This window comes from Methylobacterium sp. Leaf112, assembly GCF_001423295.1.
Classification (GTDB): domain Bacteria; phylum Pseudomonadota; class Alphaproteobacteria; order Rhizobiales; family Beijerinckiaceae; genus Methylobacterium.
In genome coordinates, this window is record NZ_LMNG01000033.1 from 51,095 (window position 1) to 69,342 (window position 18,248).

General features: G+C 67.5%; 19 protein-coding genes. 10 read left to right on the forward strand and 9 right to left on the reverse strand.

Annotated features, from left to right (window positions below; all coding sequences use genetic code 11):
- Positions 1-169 precede the first annotated feature (169 nt).
- Positions 170-1,330 (forward strand): zinc-binding metallopeptidase family protein, encoded by a 1,161-nt coding sequence (locus tag ASF52_RS19710; RefSeq protein ID WP_056175832.1) that lies wholly within the window; start codon positions 170-172, stop codon positions 1,328-1,330.
- An 18-nt stretch (positions 1,331-1,348) separates the two neighbouring features.
- Here the strand turns inward: ASF52_RS19710 and ASF52_RS19715 are convergent, their stop codons facing one another.
- From ASF52_RS19715 to ASF52_RS19740, 7 genes are all read right to left on the reverse strand, one after another.
- Complete coding sequence (locus ASF52_RS19715; protein WP_056175835.1) at positions 1,349-2,971, reverse strand: ABC-F family ATP-binding cassette domain-containing protein; 1,623 nt, start codon at positions 2,969-2,971, stop codon at positions 1,349-1,351.
- 72 nt (positions 2,972-3,043) lie between these two features.
- Positions 3,044-3,454, reverse strand: a complete 411-nt coding sequence (locus ASF52_RS19720; protein ID WP_056175838.1) for an acyl-CoA thioesterase — start codon at positions 3,452-3,454, stop codon at positions 3,044-3,046.
- Positions 3,455-3,529: 75 nt separating this feature from the next.
- Positions 3,530-3,658: a hypothetical protein gene (locus ASF52_RS23560; protein WP_274533805.1), complete on the reverse strand. Its 129-nt coding sequence runs from the start codon at positions 3,656-3,658 to the stop codon at positions 3,530-3,532.
- A 192-nt stretch (positions 3,659-3,850) separates the two neighbouring features.
- Positions 3,851-4,144, reverse strand: a complete 294-nt coding sequence (locus ASF52_RS19725; RefSeq protein WP_056176191.1) for a hypothetical protein — start codon at positions 4,142-4,144, stop codon at positions 3,851-3,853.
- 150 nt (positions 4,145-4,294) lie between these two features.
- Complete coding sequence (locus ASF52_RS19730) at positions 4,295-4,480, reverse strand: YegP family protein (RefSeq protein WP_056176194.1); 186 nt, start codon at positions 4,478-4,480, stop codon at positions 4,295-4,297.
- Between the two features lie 142 nt (positions 4,481-4,622).
- Entirely contained in the window at positions 4,623-6,125 is a 1,503-nt protein-coding gene (locus ASF52_RS19735; RefSeq protein ID WP_056175841.1) for a DEAD/DEAH box helicase, read from the reverse strand.
- Positions 6,126-6,401: 276 nt separating this feature from the next.
- Positions 6,402-7,298, reverse strand: coding sequence for a LysR family transcriptional regulator (locus tag ASF52_RS19740; RefSeq protein WP_200937411.1), 897 nt, complete (start codon positions 7,296-7,298; stop codon positions 6,402-6,404).
- A 66-nt stretch (positions 7,299-7,364) separates the two neighbouring features.
- Here ASF52_RS19740 and ASF52_RS19745 point away from each other — a divergent pair, with 66 nt between their 5' ends.
- From ASF52_RS19745 to lpdA, 7 genes are all read left to right on the forward strand, one after another.
- Positions 7,365-7,676, forward strand: coding sequence for an FtsB family cell division protein (locus ASF52_RS19745; RefSeq protein WP_056176197.1), 312 nt, complete (start codon positions 7,365-7,367; stop codon positions 7,674-7,676).
- A 138-nt stretch (positions 7,677-7,814) separates the two neighbouring features.
- Positions 7,815-8,873 (forward strand): pyruvate dehydrogenase (acetyl-transferring) E1 component subunit alpha, encoded by a 1,059-nt coding sequence (gene pdhA, locus ASF52_RS19750; RefSeq protein ID WP_056175846.1) that lies wholly within the window; start codon positions 7,815-7,817, stop codon positions 8,871-8,873.
- 49 nt (positions 8,874-8,922) lie between these two features.
- Positions 8,923-10,359 (forward strand): pyruvate dehydrogenase complex E1 component subunit beta, encoded by a 1,437-nt coding sequence (locus ASF52_RS19755; RefSeq protein ID WP_056175849.1) that lies wholly within the window; start codon positions 8,923-8,925, stop codon positions 10,357-10,359.
- Positions 10,360-10,519: 160 nt separating this feature from the next.
- Entirely contained in the window at positions 10,520-10,795 is a 276-nt protein-coding gene (locus ASF52_RS19760; protein WP_056175852.1) for a DUF5076 domain-containing protein, read from the forward strand.
- A 14-nt stretch (positions 10,796-10,809) separates the two neighbouring features.
- Positions 10,810-11,409, forward strand: coding sequence for a Uma2 family endonuclease (locus tag ASF52_RS19765; RefSeq protein ID WP_056175855.1), 600 nt, complete (start codon positions 10,810-10,812; stop codon positions 11,407-11,409).
- A 4-nt stretch (positions 11,410-11,413) separates the two neighbouring features.
- Positions 11,414-12,802, forward strand: a complete 1,389-nt coding sequence (locus ASF52_RS19770) for a pyruvate dehydrogenase complex dihydrolipoamide acetyltransferase (protein WP_056175858.1) — start codon at positions 11,414-11,416, stop codon at positions 12,800-12,802.
- Between the two features lie 68 nt (positions 12,803-12,870).
- A complete protein-coding gene (gene lpdA, locus ASF52_RS19775) occupies positions 12,871-14,310 on the forward strand; it encodes a dihydrolipoyl dehydrogenase (protein ID WP_056175860.1) in 1,440 nt (479 codons plus the stop codon).
- Positions 14,311-14,392: 82 nt separating this feature from the next.
- Here the strand turns inward: lpdA and ASF52_RS19780 are convergent, their stop codons facing one another.
- Positions 14,393-14,833 (reverse strand): PRC-barrel domain-containing protein, encoded by a 441-nt coding sequence (locus ASF52_RS19780; protein WP_056175863.1) that lies wholly within the window; start codon positions 14,831-14,833, stop codon positions 14,393-14,395.
- 243 nt (positions 14,834-15,076) lie between these two features.
- Here ASF52_RS19780 and lipA point away from each other — a divergent pair, with 243 nt between their 5' ends.
- Positions 15,077-16,051 (forward strand): lipoyl synthase, encoded by a 975-nt coding sequence (lipA, locus tag ASF52_RS19785; RefSeq protein WP_056175866.1) that lies wholly within the window; start codon positions 15,077-15,079, stop codon positions 16,049-16,051.
- A 56-nt stretch (positions 16,052-16,107) separates the two neighbouring features.
- Positions 16,108-16,566, forward strand: a complete 459-nt coding sequence (locus ASF52_RS19790; protein ID WP_056175869.1) for a type II toxin-antitoxin system RatA family toxin — start codon at positions 16,108-16,110, stop codon at positions 16,564-16,566.
- 141 nt (positions 16,567-16,707) lie between these two features.
- On the opposite strand, the gene glpK is transcribed toward ASF52_RS19790, so the two are convergent.
- Positions 16,708-18,231: a glycerol kinase GlpK gene (gene glpK / locus ASF52_RS19795; protein ID WP_056175871.1), complete on the reverse strand. Its 1,524-nt coding sequence runs from the start codon at positions 18,229-18,231 to the stop codon at positions 16,708-16,710.
- Positions 18,232-18,248 lie beyond the last annotated feature (17 nt).

An 18,248-nucleotide genomic window follows, 5' to 3' on the forward strand; every position in this document is an offset into this window, starting at 1 on the left:
CTCGCATCGAAGCGAGTCCGTAAGCAAGTTCCGTGCATGATCCGCTGGCGGCCCGGTCTGGGAACATAGTCGGACGTCACCGCTTAGCTCACCGCGTCGGGGGGCGGGTCGTTCCCGGTGGGCACGTGGTGCTTGAGGGTGGTTAAGGGACGGGCATCGGAACGGCATCATGAAGATCTTCCAGTGCCAGGCCTGCGATCAGCCCGTCAGCTTCGAAAGCACGGCTTGCGAGAGCTGCCAGCGCCGCCTCGGCTATGTGGGCGAAGTGCACGAGATGTCGGCACTGGAGCCCGTCGGCGAGATCTGGCACGCCTATGCCAACCCGACCCGCAAGTATCGCTTCTGCGCCAATGCGGAGCACGGCGCCTGCAACTGGCTCGTGCCCGACGACATGCCGGAGCGGTATTGTACCGCCTGTCGTCACAACCGTGTGGTGCCGGACCTCGGCATCACCTGGAACCTCACGCGCTGGCGCCAGATCGAGGCGGCCAAGCATCGGCTGTTCTACTCCCTGCTCCGCCTGAACCTGCCGCTGATGAACCGGACGGAGAATCCCACCACGGGGCTCGCCTTCGACTTCCTGGTCGATCCGTCGGAGAGCTACCGCATCGGGCCGCCCGTCCTGACGGGGCACCACAGCGGCATCATCACCCTGAACATCGCCGAGGCCGACGACGTCGAGCGCGAGCGGCGGCGGATGCTGTTCGGCGAGTACTATCGCACCCTGCTGGGGCACTTCCGGCACGAGATCGGGCATTACTTCTGGAACGTGCTGGTGCGCTTCGACCAGAGTTTGTGGACGTTCCGGTCGCTGTTCGGCGACGAGCGGGACAATTACGGTCGTGCACTGCAGCGGCACTACCGGGAAGGCGCACCGCCGGACTGGGAGGAATCCCACGTCAGCGCCTACGCCACCAGCCATCCGTGGGAGGATTTCGCCGAGACCTGGGCACAGTATCTCCACATCGTCGACACGGTGGAGACGGCCGGCACCTTCGAACTTCACGTGCGGCCGCGCCTGCGCAACGGGCCGGCGGACCCCGTCGTGATCGACTACGATCCCTACCAGATTCCGGATTTCAGCCGCCTGGTCGAAGCGTGGCTGCCGCTCACCTACGCGGTGAACTCCCTGAGCCGCAGCATGGGGCAGCCGGCGCTCTACCCGTTCAAGCTGACGCCGGCGGTGATCGCCAAGCTGTCCTTCGTCCACGAGCGCATCGTCACCATGCGGTGCATGGGCCATGGCATGGACAGCGAGGAGGCCGGATCGGAAATCCTGAAGGCGGTCATCACCGGTCTTCGCAAGCGCGTCGCTGCACCGAACGTCTGATGTCCGGCGCGGTCGGTCTCAGCTCCGCAGGCCGGGCGCTTCCTGGCCGGTGCGGGCGACGTACTCCGTGTAACCGCCGCCATACTGGTGGATTCCCTCGGGGGTCACTTCGAGCACCCGGTTCGACAGAGCGGCCAGGAAGTGCCGGTCATGGCTCACGAACAGCATGGTGCCCTCGTAGGCCGAAAGCGCCGCGATGAGCATCTCCTTCGTGCCCATGTCGAGGTGGTTGGTCGGCTCGTCGAGGACGAGGAAGTTCGGGGGATCGAACAGCATCAGGGCCATGACGAGACGAGCCTTCTCTCCGCCCGACAGCACGCGGCAGCGCTTCTCGACATCGTCGCCGGAGAAGCCGAAGCACCCGGCGAGGGCGCGCAGGGACCCTTGCGCGGCCTGTGGGAACGCATCTTCCAGGGACTGGAACACCGTGCGCTCGCCGTCGAGCAGATCCATGGCGTGCTGGGCGAAGTAGCCGAGCTTGACGCTGCCGCCGACGGAGACGGTGCCGTCATCGGCCTGGGTCGAGCCGGTGACGAGCTTCAGGAGCGTCGACTTGCCGGCGCCGTTGATGCCCATGACGCACCAGCGCTCCTTGCGCCGGATGGAGAAATCGAACCCCTCGTAGATCCGGCGGCTGCCGTAGCTCTTGTGGACGTTCTTGAGCATCACGACGTCTTCGCCCGAACGCGGCGGAGCCTGGAAGTCGAAGGCCACGGATTGACGGCGCTTCGGGGGCTCGACCCGCTCGATCTTGTCGAGCTTCTTCACTCGGCTCTGCACCTGCGCCGCGTGCGAGGCGCGCGCCTTGAAGCGCTCGATGAACTTGATTTCCTTGGCCAGCATCGCCTGCTGCCGCTCGAATTGGGCCTGCTGGTGCGTCTCGTTAAGCGCCCGCTGCTGCTCGTAGAACGCGTAGTCGCCGGAATAGGTGGTGAGCGTGCCGCCGTCGATCTCGATCACCTTGGTGACAATGCGGTTCATGAACTCGCGATCGTGCGAGGTCATCAAGAGAGCGCCCTCGTAGTTCTTGAGAAAGGCCTCCAACCAGATCAGGCTCTCGATGTCGAGGTGGTTGGAGGGCTCGTCCAGCAGCATCACGTCGGGGTTCATGAGGAGGATTCGGGCGAGAGCCACGCGCATCTTCCATCCGCCCGACAGCTTGCCGACGTCGCCGTCCATCATGCCTTGCGAGAAGCTCAGGCCCGCCAGCACCTCGTAGGCCCGGCCTTCGAGGGCGTAGCCGTCGAGTTCCTCGAAGCGTGCCTGGACCTCACCGTAGCGCTCGATGAGCGCCTCCATCTCGTCCACGCGGTCGGGGTCGGCGAGCCCCGCCTCAAGGGCCTTCAACTCGGTGCCGACGACGCTGACGGGGCCGGCGCCATCCATCACCGCCGAGACCACGGAGCACCCGGACATCTCGCCCACATCCTGGCTGAAATACCCGATGGTGATGCCCTTGTCGGTGGCGACCTGACCCTCGTCGGGCTCCTCCTCGCCGGTGATCATCCGGAACAGGGTGGTCTTGCCGGCGCCGTTGGGGCCGACGAGCCCGACCTTCTCGCCCTTCTGAAGGGCGGCGGACGCTTCGATGAAGACGATCTGCCGGCCGTTCTGCTTGCCGATTTTTTCGAGGCGGATCATGCGCGCACGGGACCTTGTCTGGGGTCTCGCGCCTTTACGGCATGGCGCGTCCGAGCGGAAGGGAAGGCAGCCTCAATCGTCTGCCCGTGCGGGCAGATCGACGGCCCGCGGCCGGCCGGCATCGTCGATGGCCACGAAGGTGAAGGTCGCCTCCGTGACCTTCTCTCGGACCTGGGTGCGGAAGCGCCGAGCCCAGGCCTCGACCTCGATCTTCATCGACGTGCGCCCGACGTGCCCGACGCGGGTGTAGACGCAGAGGACGTCGCCGACACGAACCGGCCGAATGAAGGTCATGGCGTCCACCGCCACGGTGACGACGCGTCCCTGGGCCCTGTCGACGCCCGCGATGCCGCCGGCCTGATCCATCTGCGACATCACCCATCCGCCGAAGATGTCGCCGTTGGCGTTGGTGTCCGCCGGCATCGCGCTGGTTCGAACGGTGAGATCGCCGCGCGGACCTCCACCTTCCTCTTCGACCGTCATACCAATCCGCCTTTGCGTTTCATACAGCCCGATCCTACGCAGACTTCCTGCCGTCGGGGGGCGGCGTCGCCACCTTCACGGTAGCAGTCCCGTGAGTTTGAGACCGCCCGCGAGGATCACGGCGCCGACCGACATCAGAAGCTCGAGGGGGATCGAATGCCAGAGGCCATGGGCTGGCACTTCGGTCGCGGTGAGTTCGGTCATGGTCTGCCTCCGAGAGCCCCGAGGATGAAGCTCGCATCGCCGCTAAGACCTATCGCACGATCATGCATGTTTCCTAATCTTATGATGCATTTTCATGCAAAAGCCTGGTCACTCGAACAGAGTGCCAGGCTTTCGAGCGAAGCTATTCAGAGCGATGCTGCGGCGCCGACGAAAGCGCCACCGCGCCGGAGCTTAGTAGTAGAAGCGGCGCGGGCCGTAGAACGGACGCGCGCCATAGAAGCGACGCGGACCGTAGAACCGACGCGGGCCATAGAAGCGGCGACCGTAGTACGGACGACGGTAGAACGGGCGCGGACCGTAAAACCGGCGACGGTAGCCGTAGTACTGGACATTCTGGGCGACCGCGGGTGCGGCCTCGGTCTGCAAGGCGAGGGCAGGGCCGATGGGGGCGGCGGACGCGCCCTGCGGCGCCGTCGCGGCGAAGCCTAAGGCCAGCAACGCGGCCAGCACGAGTTTCCTGAGCACGTTCTCAAACTCCCTGAGATAAGTCGGCAGGACGTGAAGCGCCGACGGTTCCGGAATCGGACCCTGTCGCTTGAAACGCACGAAGCCCGGAAGTGTTGCCGGGCCGGATCCTTCCGGATGTCGGTTGAGTCAACGAAGCGTTCGGGTCGCTCAAGCGATCTTCATGGTCATGTCGACGATGGACGCCGCCTGGCTGCCCTTCACGAGGGCGATGCCGTGCTCGCAATCTTCCCGGCGCCCATAACCTTCGGCGGAGTCGGCCACGACGTTGCCGTTCGTGGCGCGCAGGCGCCAACGCCAGTCGCCGGTCGCATCCCGATAGAGTTCGAACCGCATGGCATCCTCACGCTTCACGATCACGCCATGAGATGGCGTCGCGCGATTTCGCGGCAAGTGGTCCTTCCCCAAACGAAAACACCGCCCCGGAGACCCGGGGCGGTGTCGTCATGACGGACCGCAAGGCTCAGCGTGGAAGGACTCAGCGCGGGAAACGGTCGAGCCAGCCGATGGTGCGGCCCTCGCCGGTGCCGGTGCCGGCACCCTGCGGGCGCGGCGTGCGCTGACGGGTGTCGCTGCGGGGCTCGGAGCGGTTCTCCGAACCGTGAACGGCCGGACGGCGCTCGCCGCGAGCGTCCTGCGGGCGGGCCGCCCCATCCGGACGGGCGTTGCGACCGGGCGCGCCTTGGCCACCACGACCGCCTTCGCTGCGGCCCTGGCCCGGGCGTCCGCCACCGGGACGACCGCCGCCGGGACGCTGGCCCTGGCGCTGACCGGGACGCTGACCCTGGGGCGCCGGACGGCGCTCCTCGGCTTGGGCGGCATCCATGGCTTCCTGGCGCGACGGGGGCGTGAAGCCCTCGGGGAAGGCGCCGACGGGAATCTTCTGACGCGTGGTGCGCTCGATGTCCCGCAGGTAGGCCTTCTCCTCGTCGTTGCAGAACGAGATCGCGAGACCGTTGGCGCCGGCACGGGCCGTGCGGCCGATGCGGTGGACGTAGCTCTCCGGCACGTTCGGCAGATCGTAGTTGATGACGTGGCTCACGGCCTCGACGTCGATGCCGCGCGCGGCGATGTCGGTCGCGACCAGAACCCGGCACGAGCCGTCCTTAAAAGCGGCGAGCGCCCGCTCGCGCTGCGGCTGGGACTTGTTGCCGTGGATGGCGGAGGCGTTGATCGAGACTTTCTCCAGGCCACGCACCACGCGGTCGGCGCCATGCTTGGTCCGGGTGAAGACGAGGACGCGCTCGATCTTCGGATCCCGCAGGATGTGGTTGAGGAGGGCCTGCTTCGCACCCGTATGGGCGAAGATGACTTCCTGGGTGACGCGCTCGGCGGTGGTCGCCACGGGAGTGACGGCGACCTGGACCGGATCGCGAAGATACTGGTCGGCGAGGCCGGCGATGTTCTTCGGCATGGTGGCGGAGAAGAACAGGCTCTGACGCTCCTTCGGCAGCATCTTCACGATGCGCTTGAGGGCATGGATGAAGCCGAGGTCGAGCATCTGGTCGGCCTCGTCGAGGACGAGGATCTCGACGGCCTCGAGGGTCAGCGAGCGGCGCTCGATGAGGTCCATGAGGCGGCCCGGGGTGGCGACGAGGATGTCGACCCCGTTGGCCAGCGCCTTCTCCTGGCGGGAGATGGTGACGCCGCCGAACACCACGGTGTTGGTGAACGAAAGATGCCGGCCGTAATCCGAGAAGCTCTCGGCGATCTGGTTGGCGAGCTCGCGGGTGGGCGAGAGCACCAGCACGCGACAGCCGCGGCGGATGGCTTTCCGCGGGTTCTGGGCGAGGCGGTGCAGGATCGGCAACGCGAAGGCGGCCGTCTTGCCGGTGCCGGTCTGGGCGATGCCGCAGAGGTCGCGACCTTCCATGGCGGGGCGGAGGGCCTGGGCCTGGATCGGGGTCGGCGTCTTGTAGCCGGCCTCCTCCAGCGCCCGCAGCACGGGCTGGGCGAGGCCGAAATCGGTGAACTGGGTCAAGTCTTATCTTTCAAGGCAGCGGGACCGTGGCGCACGCCATCCAACGATGGTCGGTACGCAGATCGATTGCGAATCGGTCCGTTGAGCTGGAGCCGCCCGCGTGCCGGGGCAGTCCGGGTGCATGCACGTTGAAGAGAGGGGCTCAGGTCGGTCGGAATTCGCGCGTAGCGACCCGTCGATCCGTCACGCAGCCCTCTCAAGCGGAACCATGACGGCCGCTGACGCTGCATCCGCGATATGCGTGTTCGCGGATGCGAAGTCAATCCTCGAATCCGCTCAGGCAGTTGGCGGTGCGCGCAGGTGGGCCACGAAGTCCCGCGCGAAGGCGGGTAGGGCGGAGAGCGTCCGCACGCAGATGGTCAGATCGCGCACCGCCCAAGGATCGAGGAGCGGCACGACCGCGATGGCCATGGTGCGGGCCGCGCGGGCGGCGGTGGTCTCCGGCACGATGCCGAGGCCGACGCCGCACTCGACGAGGCGGCACACGGCATCGAAGCTGCGCAACTGGACCCGCAACCGCATGGGCCGCCCCGTCCGCGCCGCCTTGTCGGCGAGAAAGCGAGTGAGGGCGCTCGTCCGGTCGAGGCCGACGAGGTCGTGCTCCAGCACGTCGGCGAACGCCACGGCCGGGTGGTCGCGCAAGGCATGGCCGCCGCCCGCCACGACGACGAAACGGTCCTGCCGGAACGGGTAGGTTTCGAGGGCGCCGGTGTCGACGGTGCCGGCCACGATGCCGAGGTCGGCGCCGCCCTCCGCCACGAGGCCGACGATCTCGTCCGACGTCCGCTCCTCGATGTCGACGCTGACCCCGGTCTGGCGGGCGAGGAAGGCGCTCAGTACCTCGGGCAGGAACTCGGTCAGGGCGTTGGTGTTCGACAGGACCCGGATCTGACCGACGGTGCCGCCGGAGAAGCCCGCGAGCTCGCCCTGCATCCGGTCTATCCCATCGAGGAGATCGCGCGCGTGGGCCAGGAGCGTGCGCCCGGCGGGCGTCGTGGTCACGCCTTGCCGGCCGCGTGTGAGGAGGGCGGCGCCGAGCGACACTTCCATGGCGCGGATGCGGGCCGAGGCGGCCGCCAGCGCGAGGTTGGCCCGTGCCGCCCCGTGGGTGATGGAGCCGGCCTCGACCACGTGGCGGAACAGGCCGAGATCGACGAGATCGAAGCGCATCATCGCGCCGTGTCCCCGCCCATGCCTCGCGAAAAGACTTTCTTAACCCTGCGGCGCGATGGTCTGACCATGGTGATCCGTCGTCGCGTCCGTTCCGTGCTGATGCCCCTGGCGTTGTACGCCGTCTCGGGGCTCGTCGTCGGCTATTTCGTGCATCAGGCCGAGGGCGGCAATCGCGGCCTCGAAGCGAAGCGCGCCCTGAAGATCCAGGCCTACGGCCTCAATCAGGAACTCGCCGCCGTGAAGGCCGATCGGGCCGAGTGGGAGCACCGCGTCACCCTGCTGCGCAGCGAGCAGATCGACCGCGACCTCCTCGAGGAGCGGGCACGCGTCGTCCTCGGCCGGGTCCACGCCAACGATGTGGTGGTCATCAATCCGTAGCCCTGTTCCGCCGCTTCGCCAGGCGGCGATGGAGCGCACCTGACAACCGTTCCGATCTGTCGGGCGGCCGATCTCGCTTTCCGAAAACACGTGTCCTAGAACCTCCGGGAGAACAGACGGTCCCCGGGGAGAGAGCCGATGGATTCCGCAACCGAGGCGGGCCAGCCCAAATCCGATCCGACGCCGTCGGAGGCCGGCAGCCACGCGCCGGCGCCGAACACGCCGCAATTCACCCGCGACGAAGACCTCCACGCCTATCACGAGATGCTGCTCATCCGTCGCTTCGAGGAGAAGGCGGGACAGCTCTACGGCATGGGCCTCATCGGCGGGTTCTGTCACCTCTATATCGGCCAGGAGGCCGTCGTCATCGGCATGCAGATGGCCTCCATCGACGGCGATCAGGTCATCACCGGCTACCGCGACCACGGTCACATGCTCGCCTGCGGCATGGACCCGAAGGGCGTGATGGCGGAACTCACCGGCCGTCGCGGAGGCTATTCCCGCGGAAAAGGCGGGTCGATGCACATGTTCAGTCGCGAAAAACAGTTCTTCGGCGGGCATGGCATCGTCGGCGCGCAGGTGTCCCTCGGCACGGGCCTCGCCTTCGCGGACGCCTACAGGAAGAACGGCCAGGTCAGCCTGACCTACATGGGTGATGGCGCGGCCAACCAGGGGCAGGTCTACGAGAGCTTCAACATGGCGCAGCTGTGGAAGCTGCCCGTGGTCTACGTCATCGAGAACAATCGCTACGCCATGGGTACCTCCGTCGCCCGCGCCTCGGCGCAGACGGACTTCTCGAAGCGCGGCATCTCGTTCGGCATTCCGGGCGAACAGGTCGACGGGATGGATGTGCGCACCGTCCGCGAGGCGGCCGCGCGGGCCATCGAGCACGCCCGCTCGGGCGAGGGTCCCTACATCCTGGAGATGCAGACCTACCGCTATCGCGGCCATTCCATGTCGGATCCGGCGAAATACCGGACCAAGGACGAGGTTTCGAAGATGCGCGACGAGCACGACCCCATCGAGATGGTGCGCAAGCGCCTGATCGAGGCGCACGGCGTGCCCGAAGCGGATCTGAAGGCCACCGACGCGAAGGTGCGCGAGACGGTCAACGACGCGGCCGAGTTCGCCACCCACGATCCCGAGCCCGATCCCGCCGAGCTGTGGACGGATATTTTGCTGGAAGCGCGCGCCTGACCCGCGAGTCCCCGGACCGCGCCCCTCCTTCTCGATCGACGAGTCTTTCATGGCGACCGACATCCTGATGCCCGCCCTGTCTCCGACCATGGAGGAGGGCAAGCTGGCGAAGTGGCTGAAGAAGGAGGGCGATCCGGTGAAATCCGGCGACGTGCTCGCCGAGATCGAGACCGATAAGGCGACCATGGAGGTCGAGGCCATCGACGAGGGCGTGCTCGCCAAGATACTCGTCGCGGAGGGCAGCGAGGGCGTGAAGGTCAACACGCCCATCGCGATCATCACCGCCGAGGGCGAAGACGTCTCGGCCGCTTCCGCGCCGAAGCCCGCCGCCAACACCCCGGCCCAGGGGGCACCGACGCCGACGATGCAGGCGGAAGGGCAGGCGGATGCCCCCGCCGCGACGGCGAAGAGCGGCGACGACGCTCAGAGGGCGCCGGCGGCCCCCGCCACCATCACCAACAAGGCGCCCGCCCCGGTGATGGCCGAGTTCCCCGAGGGCACCGAGATGGTCACCATGACCGTCCGCGAGGCCCTGCGCGACGCCATGGCGGAAGAGATGCGCGGCGACGATTCCGTCTTCGTCATGGGCGAGGAGGTCGCCGAGTACCAGGGCGCCTACAAGATCACGCAAGGGCTGCTGCAGGAATTCGGCGCGCGTCGGGTCGTCGATACCCCGATCACCGAGCACGGCTTCGCCGGCATCGGCGTCGGCGCTGCGTTCACGGGTCTGCGTCCCATCGTCGAGTTCATGACCTTCAACTTCGCCATGCAGGCCATCGACCACATTATCAATTCGGCGGCCAAGACCCTCTATATGTCCGGCGGACAGCTCGGCTGTCCCATCGTGTTCCGCGGCCCCAACGGTGCTGCCGCCCGCGTCGGCGCCCAGCACAGCCACGATTACTCTGCGTGGTACTCCAACGTGCCCGGCCTCAAAGTCATCGCGCCCTACACGGCGTCCGACGCCAAGGGCCTGCTCAAGGCGGCGATCCGCGACCCGAACCCGATCATCTTCCTCGAGAACGAGATCCTCTACGGCCAGAGCTTCCCGGTGCCGAAGCTCGACGATTTCGTCCTGCCCATCGGCAAGGCGCGCATCCACCGCCCCGGCACGGACGTCACCATCGTGTCGTTCTCCATTGGCATGACCTACGCCCTCAAGGCGGCGCAGGCGCTCGCCGAACAGGGCATCGAGGCGGAGGTCATCGACCTGCGCACCCTTCGGCCCATGGACACCGAGACGGTGGTGGAATCGGTGAAGAAGACCGGCCGCTGCGTCACCGTGGAGGAAGGTTTTCCGCAATCCGGCATCGGCGCCGAGATCGTCGCGCGGCTCATGGTCGACGCCTTCGACTACCTCGACGCCCCGGTCCTGCGCGTCACCGGCAAGGACGTGCCGATGCCGTACGCGGCCAACCTCGAAAAACTCGCCCTGCCCAACGTCGCCGAGGTGATCGAGGCGGTGAAAGCGGTCTGCTACCGCTAAGCAGGTTCGCGTTGGCAAGCCAACGCTTCACCCAGCTTAGCTCCTTGATCTGTCGCAGGTTTTCGACGCAAAACCGGTGACCACTTTTGCGAAACCTGCTTAGGGTAGCTGGATGCGTCCCCCGGGGTGAGGTGGGCCAACGCTTTCGTTCGGACAGGACATGACGAAGACCTTCGTGGAACTCTCCGCCCCTCCGGATGCCATCGAGAATGGCGGCATCGAGGTCCTGCGTGCCGCCGTCGTGGACGGCGCGGTCAGCGTGGCCCTGCGCCGCTCGTTCGACGATCCGGCGACTTGGGGCCGCCTGCTCATCGATCTCGCCCGGCAGGCGGCGCGGACCTACGCCCTGGAGACCGAGATGTCGGACGAGGAAGCCTTCGAGCGTATCCGCGCCGGGTGGGAGGCCGAGGGTCTCGATCCCGGCGATCTGAACTAGCGGGGGGATTCAGCATGGCCGAGGCCGCGTTCCGCCGGGCCACCTACGCCGATCTCGAAGCCGTGCCGGATCATCTCGTGGCCGAGATCGTCGACGGCACCCTTGAGACGCATCCAAGGCCGCGCCCGCGGCATGCCATGGCGGCGGCGGGCTTGGCGGCCGAACTCGGCCACCCCTTCGGTCGCGGACGTGGGGGGCCGGGCGGCTGGATCTTCATGGTCGAGCCGGAGCTTCACCTGGGGTCCCACGTCGTGGTGCCGGATCTGGCAGGATGGCGCCGCGAACGCCTCTCCGCCGAGCCGGAGACCGCCTATATCGAGACCCCGCCGGACTGGGTCTGCGAGATCCTTTCGCCCGCCACCGCGCGCCTCGATCGCGGCCCCAAGCGCCGCATCTACGCGGAGGCCGGTGTCGGCTATCTCTGGCTCCTCGATCCCGGCGACGGGGTGCTCGAAGCCTTCGCGCTCACCGGTCGGCAATGGCTTCTTCTCGGAACGGTCGAGCGCGGCGAGACCGTGGGCCTCCCGCCGTTCGACGCCGTCCCGTTCCCCCTCGACAGCCTGTTTCCCTTCGACGATCCGGCCGCCCCGCCGCCCCCCTCGCTCGAGACCTGATGCCATGCCGATCAACGTCCTGATGCCCGCCCTGTCGCCGACGATGGAGAAGGGCAACCTCGCGAAATGGCTGAAGAAGGAGGGCGACGCAGTGAAATCCGGCGATGTCCTCGCCGAGATCGAGACCGACAAGGCGACCATGGAGGTCGAGGCCATCGACGAGGGGATTCTTGCCAGGATTCTGGTGCCCGAGGGCACGGCCGACGTGCCGGTCAACGACCTCATCGCCATCATCGCGAGTGAGGGAGAGGACCCGTCGAGCGTCCAGGCCGGCGGGGCACCGAAGGCCGAGGCGCCGAAAGCCGAGGCATCGAAGGACCCCGTCGGCGAGAACGCGACGCCCGGCGGCGGCCAGATGTCCTATGCGCGGGTGAACGAGGCACCGGACGGCGCTCAGCCCGCCGCCACCCAGGGGGAGGGGGCCCGCGTCTTCGCTTCGCCGCTCGCCCGCCGCATCGCCAAGCAGGAGGGCATCGACCTCGCCGCCGTGACGGGCTCCGGCCCGCGCGGCCGCGTGATCGAGCGCGATGTCCGCGCCGCCAAGGCCGCCGGCCCCGCGCAAACCAAGGCTCCGGCCCTCACCGAAGCGCCGGCTCCCGCTGAGCCGCCGAAGGCGGCGCCCGCGCCCGCCAAGGCCGCGAGCCCGGCCGGCCTGTCCGTCGATCAGGTGCGCGGCTTCTACGCCAAGGGCACCTACGAAGAAGTGCCGCTGGACGGCATGCGCAAGACCATCGCCAAGCGCCTCACCGAGGCGACGCAGGTGGCTCCGCACTTCTACCTCACGGTGGATTGCGAGCTCGACGCCCTGATGGCCCTGCGCGAGCAGCTCAACAGGAGCGCCGGCCAGGGCAAGGACGGCAAGCCGCTGTTCAAGCTCTCTGTCAACGACTTCGTCATCAAGGCCATGGGCCTCGCGCTCATGCGCGTGCCGGCCGCCAACGCCGTCTGGGCCGAGGACCGCATCCTGCGGTTCGACAACGCCGAGGTCGGCGTGGCGGTCGCCATCGACGGCGGTTTGTTCACGCCGGTGATTCGTAAGGCCGACCAGAAGACGCTCTCCACCATCTCCAACGAGATGAAGGATTTCGCGGGCCGCGCGCGGGCCAAGAAGCTCAAGCCCGAGGAGTACCAGGGCGGCGTCACCTCGGTGTCCAATCTCGGCATGTTCGGCATCAAGCACTTCACGGCGGTGATCAACCCGCCGCAATCCTCGATCCTCGCCGTGGGTGCGGGCGAGAAGCGCATCGTGGTGAAGGACGGCCAGCCGGCCGTGGCGCAGGTGATGACCGCGACACTGTCCTGCGACCACCGGGTGCTCGACGGTGCCTTGGGGGCGGAGCTGATCTCGGCGTTCAAGAGCCTGATCGAGAGCCCGATGGGCATGCTGGTCTGAGCTAAGTCCGCCTCACCTGAACCAACCCCGGCCCATTCCCGCAGAGGGGAGGGGCGTAGGAGCGCACAATGGCCGACACCTACGACATCCTCGTCATCGGCGCCGGACCCGGCGGCTACGTCGCTGCGATCCGGGCGGCGCAACTCGGGTTTAAGACGGCGGTGATCGACCGCGAGCACCTCGGCGGCATCTGCCTGAACTGGGGCTGCATCCCGACCAAGGCCCTGCTGCGTTCGGCCGAGATCTACCATTACATGCAGCACGCCTCCGATTACGGCCTGTCGGCGGAGAAGGTCGGGTTCGATACGGCCGCCATCGTCAAGCGCTCGCGCGCGGTCTCGACGCGCCTCAACGGCGGCGTCGGCATGCTGCTGAAGAAGAACAAGGTCGACGTGATCTGGGGCGAGGCCACCATCGCGGCGGCGGCCAAGGGCAACGCGCCCGGCAAGGTGACGGTGAAGGAGACCGCCCGCGCCCCAGCCCCGAAGGGGGCGCTCGCCGCCGGTTCGTATTCGGCCAAGCACATCATCGTCGCGACCGGAGCGCGGCCCCGTGCGATCCCGGGCATCGAGCCGGACAGACACCAGATCTGGACCTACTACGAGGCCATGGTGCCGGAGGCGATGCCGAAGTCGCTTCTCGTCATGGGCTCGGGCGCCATCGGCATCGAGTTCGCCTCGTTCTACCGCACCATGGGCGCCGAGGTGACGGTGATCGAACTGCTGCCGCAGATCCTCCCCGTGGAGGATGCCGAGATCGCCGGCCTCGCCCGCAAGCGCTTCGAGAAACAGGGCATCAAGATCCTCACGGGTGCCAAGGTGACGAAGGTGGAGAAATCCGCTGACGCGGTCACCGCCACCATCGAGACCGGTGACGGCAAGAGCCAGCAGCTCACGGCCGAGAAGCTCATCTCGGCGGTGGGCGTCGTCGGCAACATCGAGGGGCTCGGCCTGGAAGCACTCGGCGTCGGTATCGATCGTGGGATCGTGGTCACGGATGGCTTGGGCCAGACCAACGTGCCCGGCCTCTACGCCATCGGCGACGTCGCCGGGCCGCCGATGCTCGCCCACAAGGCAGAGCACGAGGGCGTGCTCTGCGTCGAGACCATCAAGGGCCTGCCGACCCATGCCATGGACAAGGCGAAGATCCCCGGTTGTACCTATTGCCAGCCGCAGATCGCCTCCGTTGGCCTCACGGAGGCCAAGGCCAAGGAGCTAGGATTCGCCGTCAAGGTCGGCCGCTTCCCGTTCGCGGGCAACGGCAAGGCCATTGCGCTGGGCGAGCCGGACGGTCTGGTGAAGACGGTGTTCGACGCGAAGACCGGCCAGTTGCTCGGCGCCCACATGGTCGGTGCCGAAGTCACCGAGCTCATCCAGGGCTACGTCGTCGCGATGAATCTCGAGACCACGGAAGAAGATCTGATGCACACGGTCTTCCCGCACCCGACCTTATCGGAAATGATGCACGAGAGCGTGCTCGACGCTTACGGCAAAGTGATCCACTCCTGATTCGGCAAAACGAAAGGCCGTCCATGCGCAGGCATGGACGGCCTTGAACGGTCGAACGACGGCGCTTGAGGCGCCGAGAGACTTACTTCTTCTTCGAATACTCGAAGGCCGGGGCGGACTTGAGCGTGTCCTTGTCGGTGTCGATGAGGGCGCGAAGGGTGTTGTCCTTCTTCGCCAGGGTGATGCTCGACGGGCTGACCGAGACGTAACGCTCGCCCATGCCGAGGAAGCCGCCGACGCCGAGGATCACCGCGCTCACGGTCTTGCCGTCGACGATCACCAGGTCCTCGATCTCACCGACCGTCTCGTTGGCGTTGTTGTAGACGTTGAGGCCGATGAGCTTGGACGACATCACGTCGGCGGGCTGCGCGGTCACGTAGGTCACCTTCACGCTGGCCTTGTCGGCCATGGTCATGCCGCCGGTGGTCGCGACGGGCACGGCCGGCTTCACCGTCTCCTGGGCGGAGGCAAGCGTCGGCAGCGCCGCCACGAGGGCAGCGGCGAAAATGGTCTTCAGGGCCATGGGGTTAACCTTCTGGGGCAGCTCGCAGCGCTCATCGCCGCGGAAACGCGGTCTGTAACGGGTTCGCCCGTGGTCGGTTCCCCCGATCGACGGCGATATGCGCACGGATTGTGCAGCCAAGCGCGACTGACAGATCGGCCCGGGCGTTTGCGAACCCCCCGGGCTCGGTTTGCGATCGACCCGGCGACCCCTTAAGTCTGGCCTGTGGCACCCGCCGTCGCGGGCGCACCCTGTTGGTGTGAGATGGCCGTCGTTCTCGATCTCCTGCGCAACGATCAGCGCCCCCGGCACCCGGAAAAGGCGCACCGGCCCGACAAGCCGATCCAGCGCAAGCCGGACTGGATTCGCGTCCGGGCCCCCGGTTCCCCCGGCTGGGCCGAGACGAGCCGCATCGTCCACGAGCACGGCCTCGTCACCGTGTGCGAGGAAGCCGGCTGCCCCAACATCGGCGAGTGCTGGGAGAAGCGCCACGCCACCTTCATGATCATGGGCGACACCTGCACGCGGGCCTGTTCGTTCTGCAACGTTCGCACCGGCCTGCCGAAGGGTCTCGACGCCGACGAGCCCGAGAAGCTCGCGGATTCCGTGGCCAAGCTCGGGCTTCACCACGTCGTCGTCACCTCGGTCGACCGGGATGACCTCGCCGATGGCGGCGCCGAGCATTTCGCCCGCACGATCCGGGCGATCCGGCGGATGAGCCCCTCCACCACCATCGAGATCCTGACACCCGATTTCCTGCGCAAGGACGGCGCCCTGGAGGTCGTGGTCGCGGCGCGGCCCGACGTGTTCAACCACAACATGGAGACGGTGCCGGGCAAATACCTCACCGTCCGCCCCGGAGCCCGCTACTTCCATTCTGTGCGCCTGCTGCAGCGGGTGAAGGAGCTTGACCCGACGATCTTCACCAAGTCCGGCATCATGGTCGGTCTTGGCGAAGAGCGGAACGAGGTGGTTCAACTCATGGACGATCTGCGCTCGGCCGACGTCGACTTCCTCACCATCGGTCAGTACCTCCAGCCGACGAAGAAGCATCATGAGGTGGTCCGTTTCGTGCCGCCCGACGAGTTCAAGGGCTTGGAGACCACGGCCTATGCCAAGGGCTTCCTCCTCGTCTCGGCGACACCCCTGACCCGCTCCTCCCATCATGCCGGCGAAGACTTCGCTCGTTTGAAGGCTGCGCGGCTTGCCCGCTTCGCGCCGGAGATGGTGCACGCTTGACGCATCGGCCGGAAAACCGGTTCCCACCCTCCGGACCGATGCTGTAGAAGCCCCGCATGCCGTCTTTTCGTATCGACCGCCTCGTGCGGCACAGCCCGCGCGCGATGTACGACCTCGTCGCCGATGTGGAGCGCTACCCCGAGTTCCTGCCGCTGTGCGAATCCTTACGCGTCCTGCGTCGGCAGTCGGGTGAGAACGGCACCGAGATTCTCGTGGCCGAGATGGGGGTCGGCTACAAGGCGATCCGCGAGCGCTTCACAACCCGGGTGACCCTCGATCCGGCGAACCTGAAGATCATTGCCGAATACATCGACGGCCCGTTCCGCCACCTCGAGAACCGCTGGTTGTTCAAGGAGGCGGACGGGCGTGGGTGCAACGTCGACTTCTTCATCACCTATGAATTCAAGAGCCGGACCCTCGGCCTCCTCATGGGCACGATGTTCGACCGGGCTTTTCGCAAGTTCACGGATGCTTTCGAAGCCCGCGCCGACAAGGTCTACGGCGCCACCGCCTGACCGTCGCGGATTGCGTTGCGCATCACGGCGATCGCCCGGGTGCCGGGCGCGAACGGAGCTACGGGGCCCGTCGCCAGTTCCGGCGAGCCATCTGTCACGACGTCGCGGTCGGCGTGCGTCGGGGTGTTCGACGGAGATCCTTCAGGGCAGGGGGCCTTCGACCGCCTCCAGGGGCGCCCGCATGCCGCGCAGGGCCCGCACGGCCCGATGCCAGCCATCGAGGCGCACCGAACGGTCGGCGTCCGGCATGGCGGGAGTGAAGCGGCGGTCCAGGTGCCAGAGGCCCGCGAAGTCGTCGGGTTCCGGATACAGTCCGGCGTGCCATCCGGCGAGGTAGGCGGCCCCCAGCGCAGTGGTCTCGCGCACCACCGGCCGGTCGACGGGTAGGCCGAGGAGGTCCGCGAGGCGCTGCATGGTCCAGTCCGAGGCGGCCATTCCGCCATCGATACGCAGGACTGTTCCGGTTTCCGCGTGCGGCCAGTCGGCCCGCATGGCCGCGAGGAGATCGTGGGTCTGGTAGCAGACGCTCTCGAGGGCGGCGCGTGCGAGGTCCTTCGGGCCCGTGTCGCGGACGAGGCCGAACAGGGCGCCGCGCACGTCGGGCTCCCAATGCGGTGCGCCGAGGCCGACGAAGGCCGGCACGAGATAGATCTCGGAGGCCGGGTCGGCCCTTGCGGCGAGGGGGCCGCTCTCGGCCGCGTCACGGATCACACCCAGCCCGTCGCGCAGCCACTGGATCGCGGCGCCGGCCACGAAGATCGAGCCTTCGAGGGCGTAGGTGCGCCGACCGGCGAACTGATAGGCGATGGTGGTGAGGAGGCGGTTGGTGGAGGCGCGGGGCTCCGCGCCGGTGTTGAGAAGGGCGAAGCACCCGGTGCCGTAGGTGGCCTTGACCATGCCGGGAGTGAAGCAGGCTTGCCCAATGGTCGCCGCCTGCTGATCCCCCGCGACCCCCCGGATGGGGATCGCGGCGCCGAACAGGTCGGCCCGCGTGCTGCCGAAATCCCCGGCGCAGTCGCGCACCTCCGGCAGCAGGGCGCGGGGAATGCCGAACAGGCCCAAGAGATCGTCGTCCCAGGTCCCGCGATGGATGTCGAACAGGGCGGTTCGGGCGGCGTTCGTGGCGTCGGTGGCGTGAAGGCCGCCGGTGAGGCGCCACAGCAACCAGGAATCCACCGTACCGAAGGCCAGTTCGCCGCGCTCGGCGCTGGCGCGGGCGCCCGGCACCGTGTCGAGGAGCCAGGCGATCTTGGTGGCCGAAAAGTAGGGGTCGAGGATCAGGCCGCTGCGGGCGGTGACGAGGGGCTCGTGCCCCTCGGCCTTCAGGCGCGCGCAAGCATCGGCCGTGCGCCGGTCCTGCCAGACGAGGGCCGGATGGATCGGCGCACCGGTGGCGCGATCCCAGATCAGCGTCGTCTCGCGCTGGTTGGTGATTCCGAGGGCGGCGACGGACGCCGCCGTCACCCCGGCGCGGGCCAGCACCGCCCGGACGGTGGTGAGCACGCTCGCCCAGATGCCCTCTGGATCGTGTTCGACCCAGCCCGGGGCCGGATAGGATTGGGCGATCTCGGCCTGTGCGATCCCGGCCACTGAAAGGTCGGGCCGGAACAGCATCGCCCGCGTCGAGGTGGTGCCCTGGTCGATGGCGAGGACGAAAGTGGGCATGGGCGAGCCTCCGATCG

Coding starts and splice junctions, on each gene's coding strand:
- lipA (WP_056175866.1), top strand. CDS start 15,077: ATGGCCGTCGTTCTCGATCTCCTGCGCAACGATCAGCGCCCCCGGCAC.
- ASF52_RS19715 (WP_056175835.1), bottom strand. CDS start 2,971: ATGATCCGCCTCGAAAAAATCGGCAAGCAGAACGGCCGGCAGATCGTC.
- ASF52_RS19780 (WP_056175863.1), bottom strand. CDS start 14,833: ATGGCCCTGAAGACCATTTTCGCCGCTGCCCTCGTGGCGGCGCTGCCG.
- ASF52_RS19740 (WP_200937411.1), bottom strand. CDS start 7,298: ATGATGCGCTTCGATCTCGTCGATCTCGGCCTGTTCCGCCACGTGGTC.
- ASF52_RS19710 (WP_056175832.1), top strand. CDS start 170: ATGAAGATCTTCCAGTGCCAGGCCTGCGATCAGCCCGTCAGCTTCGAA.
- ASF52_RS19790 (WP_056175869.1), top strand. CDS start 16,108: ATGCCGTCTTTTCGTATCGACCGCCTCGTGCGGCACAGCCCGCGCGCG.
- ASF52_RS19755 (WP_056175849.1), top strand. CDS start 8,923: ATGGCGACCGACATCCTGATGCCCGCCCTGTCTCCGACCATGGAGGAG.
- ASF52_RS19765 (WP_056175855.1), top strand. CDS start 10,810: ATGGCCGAGGCCGCGTTCCGCCGGGCCACCTACGCCGATCTCGAAGCC.
- ASF52_RS19730 (WP_056176194.1), bottom strand. CDS start 4,480: ATGCGGTTCGAACTCTATCGGGATGCGACCGGCGACTGGCGTTGGCGC.
- ASF52_RS19745 (WP_056176197.1), top strand. CDS start 7,365: ATGGTGATCCGTCGTCGCGTCCGTTCCGTGCTGATGCCCCTGGCGTTG.
- lpdA (WP_056175860.1), top strand. CDS start 12,871: ATGGCCGACACCTACGACATCCTCGTCATCGGCGCCGGACCCGGCGGC.
- ASF52_RS19770 (WP_056175858.1), top strand. CDS start 11,414: ATGCCGATCAACGTCCTGATGCCCGCCCTGTCGCCGACGATGGAGAAG.
- ASF52_RS19720 (WP_056175838.1), bottom strand. CDS start 3,454: ATGACGGTCGAAGAGGAAGGTGGAGGTCCGCGCGGCGATCTCACCGTT.
- ASF52_RS19760 (WP_056175852.1), top strand. CDS start 10,520: ATGACGAAGACCTTCGTGGAACTCTCCGCCCCTCCGGATGCCATCGAG.
- pdhA (WP_056175846.1), top strand. CDS start 7,815: ATGGATTCCGCAACCGAGGCGGGCCAGCCCAAATCCGATCCGACGCCG.
- glpK (WP_056175871.1), bottom strand. CDS start 18,231: ATGCCCACTTTCGTCCTCGCCATCGACCAGGGCACCACCTCGACGCGG.
- ASF52_RS23560 (WP_274533805.1), bottom strand. CDS start 3,658: ATGACCGAACTCACCGCGACCGAAGTGCCAGCCCATGGCCTCTGGCAT.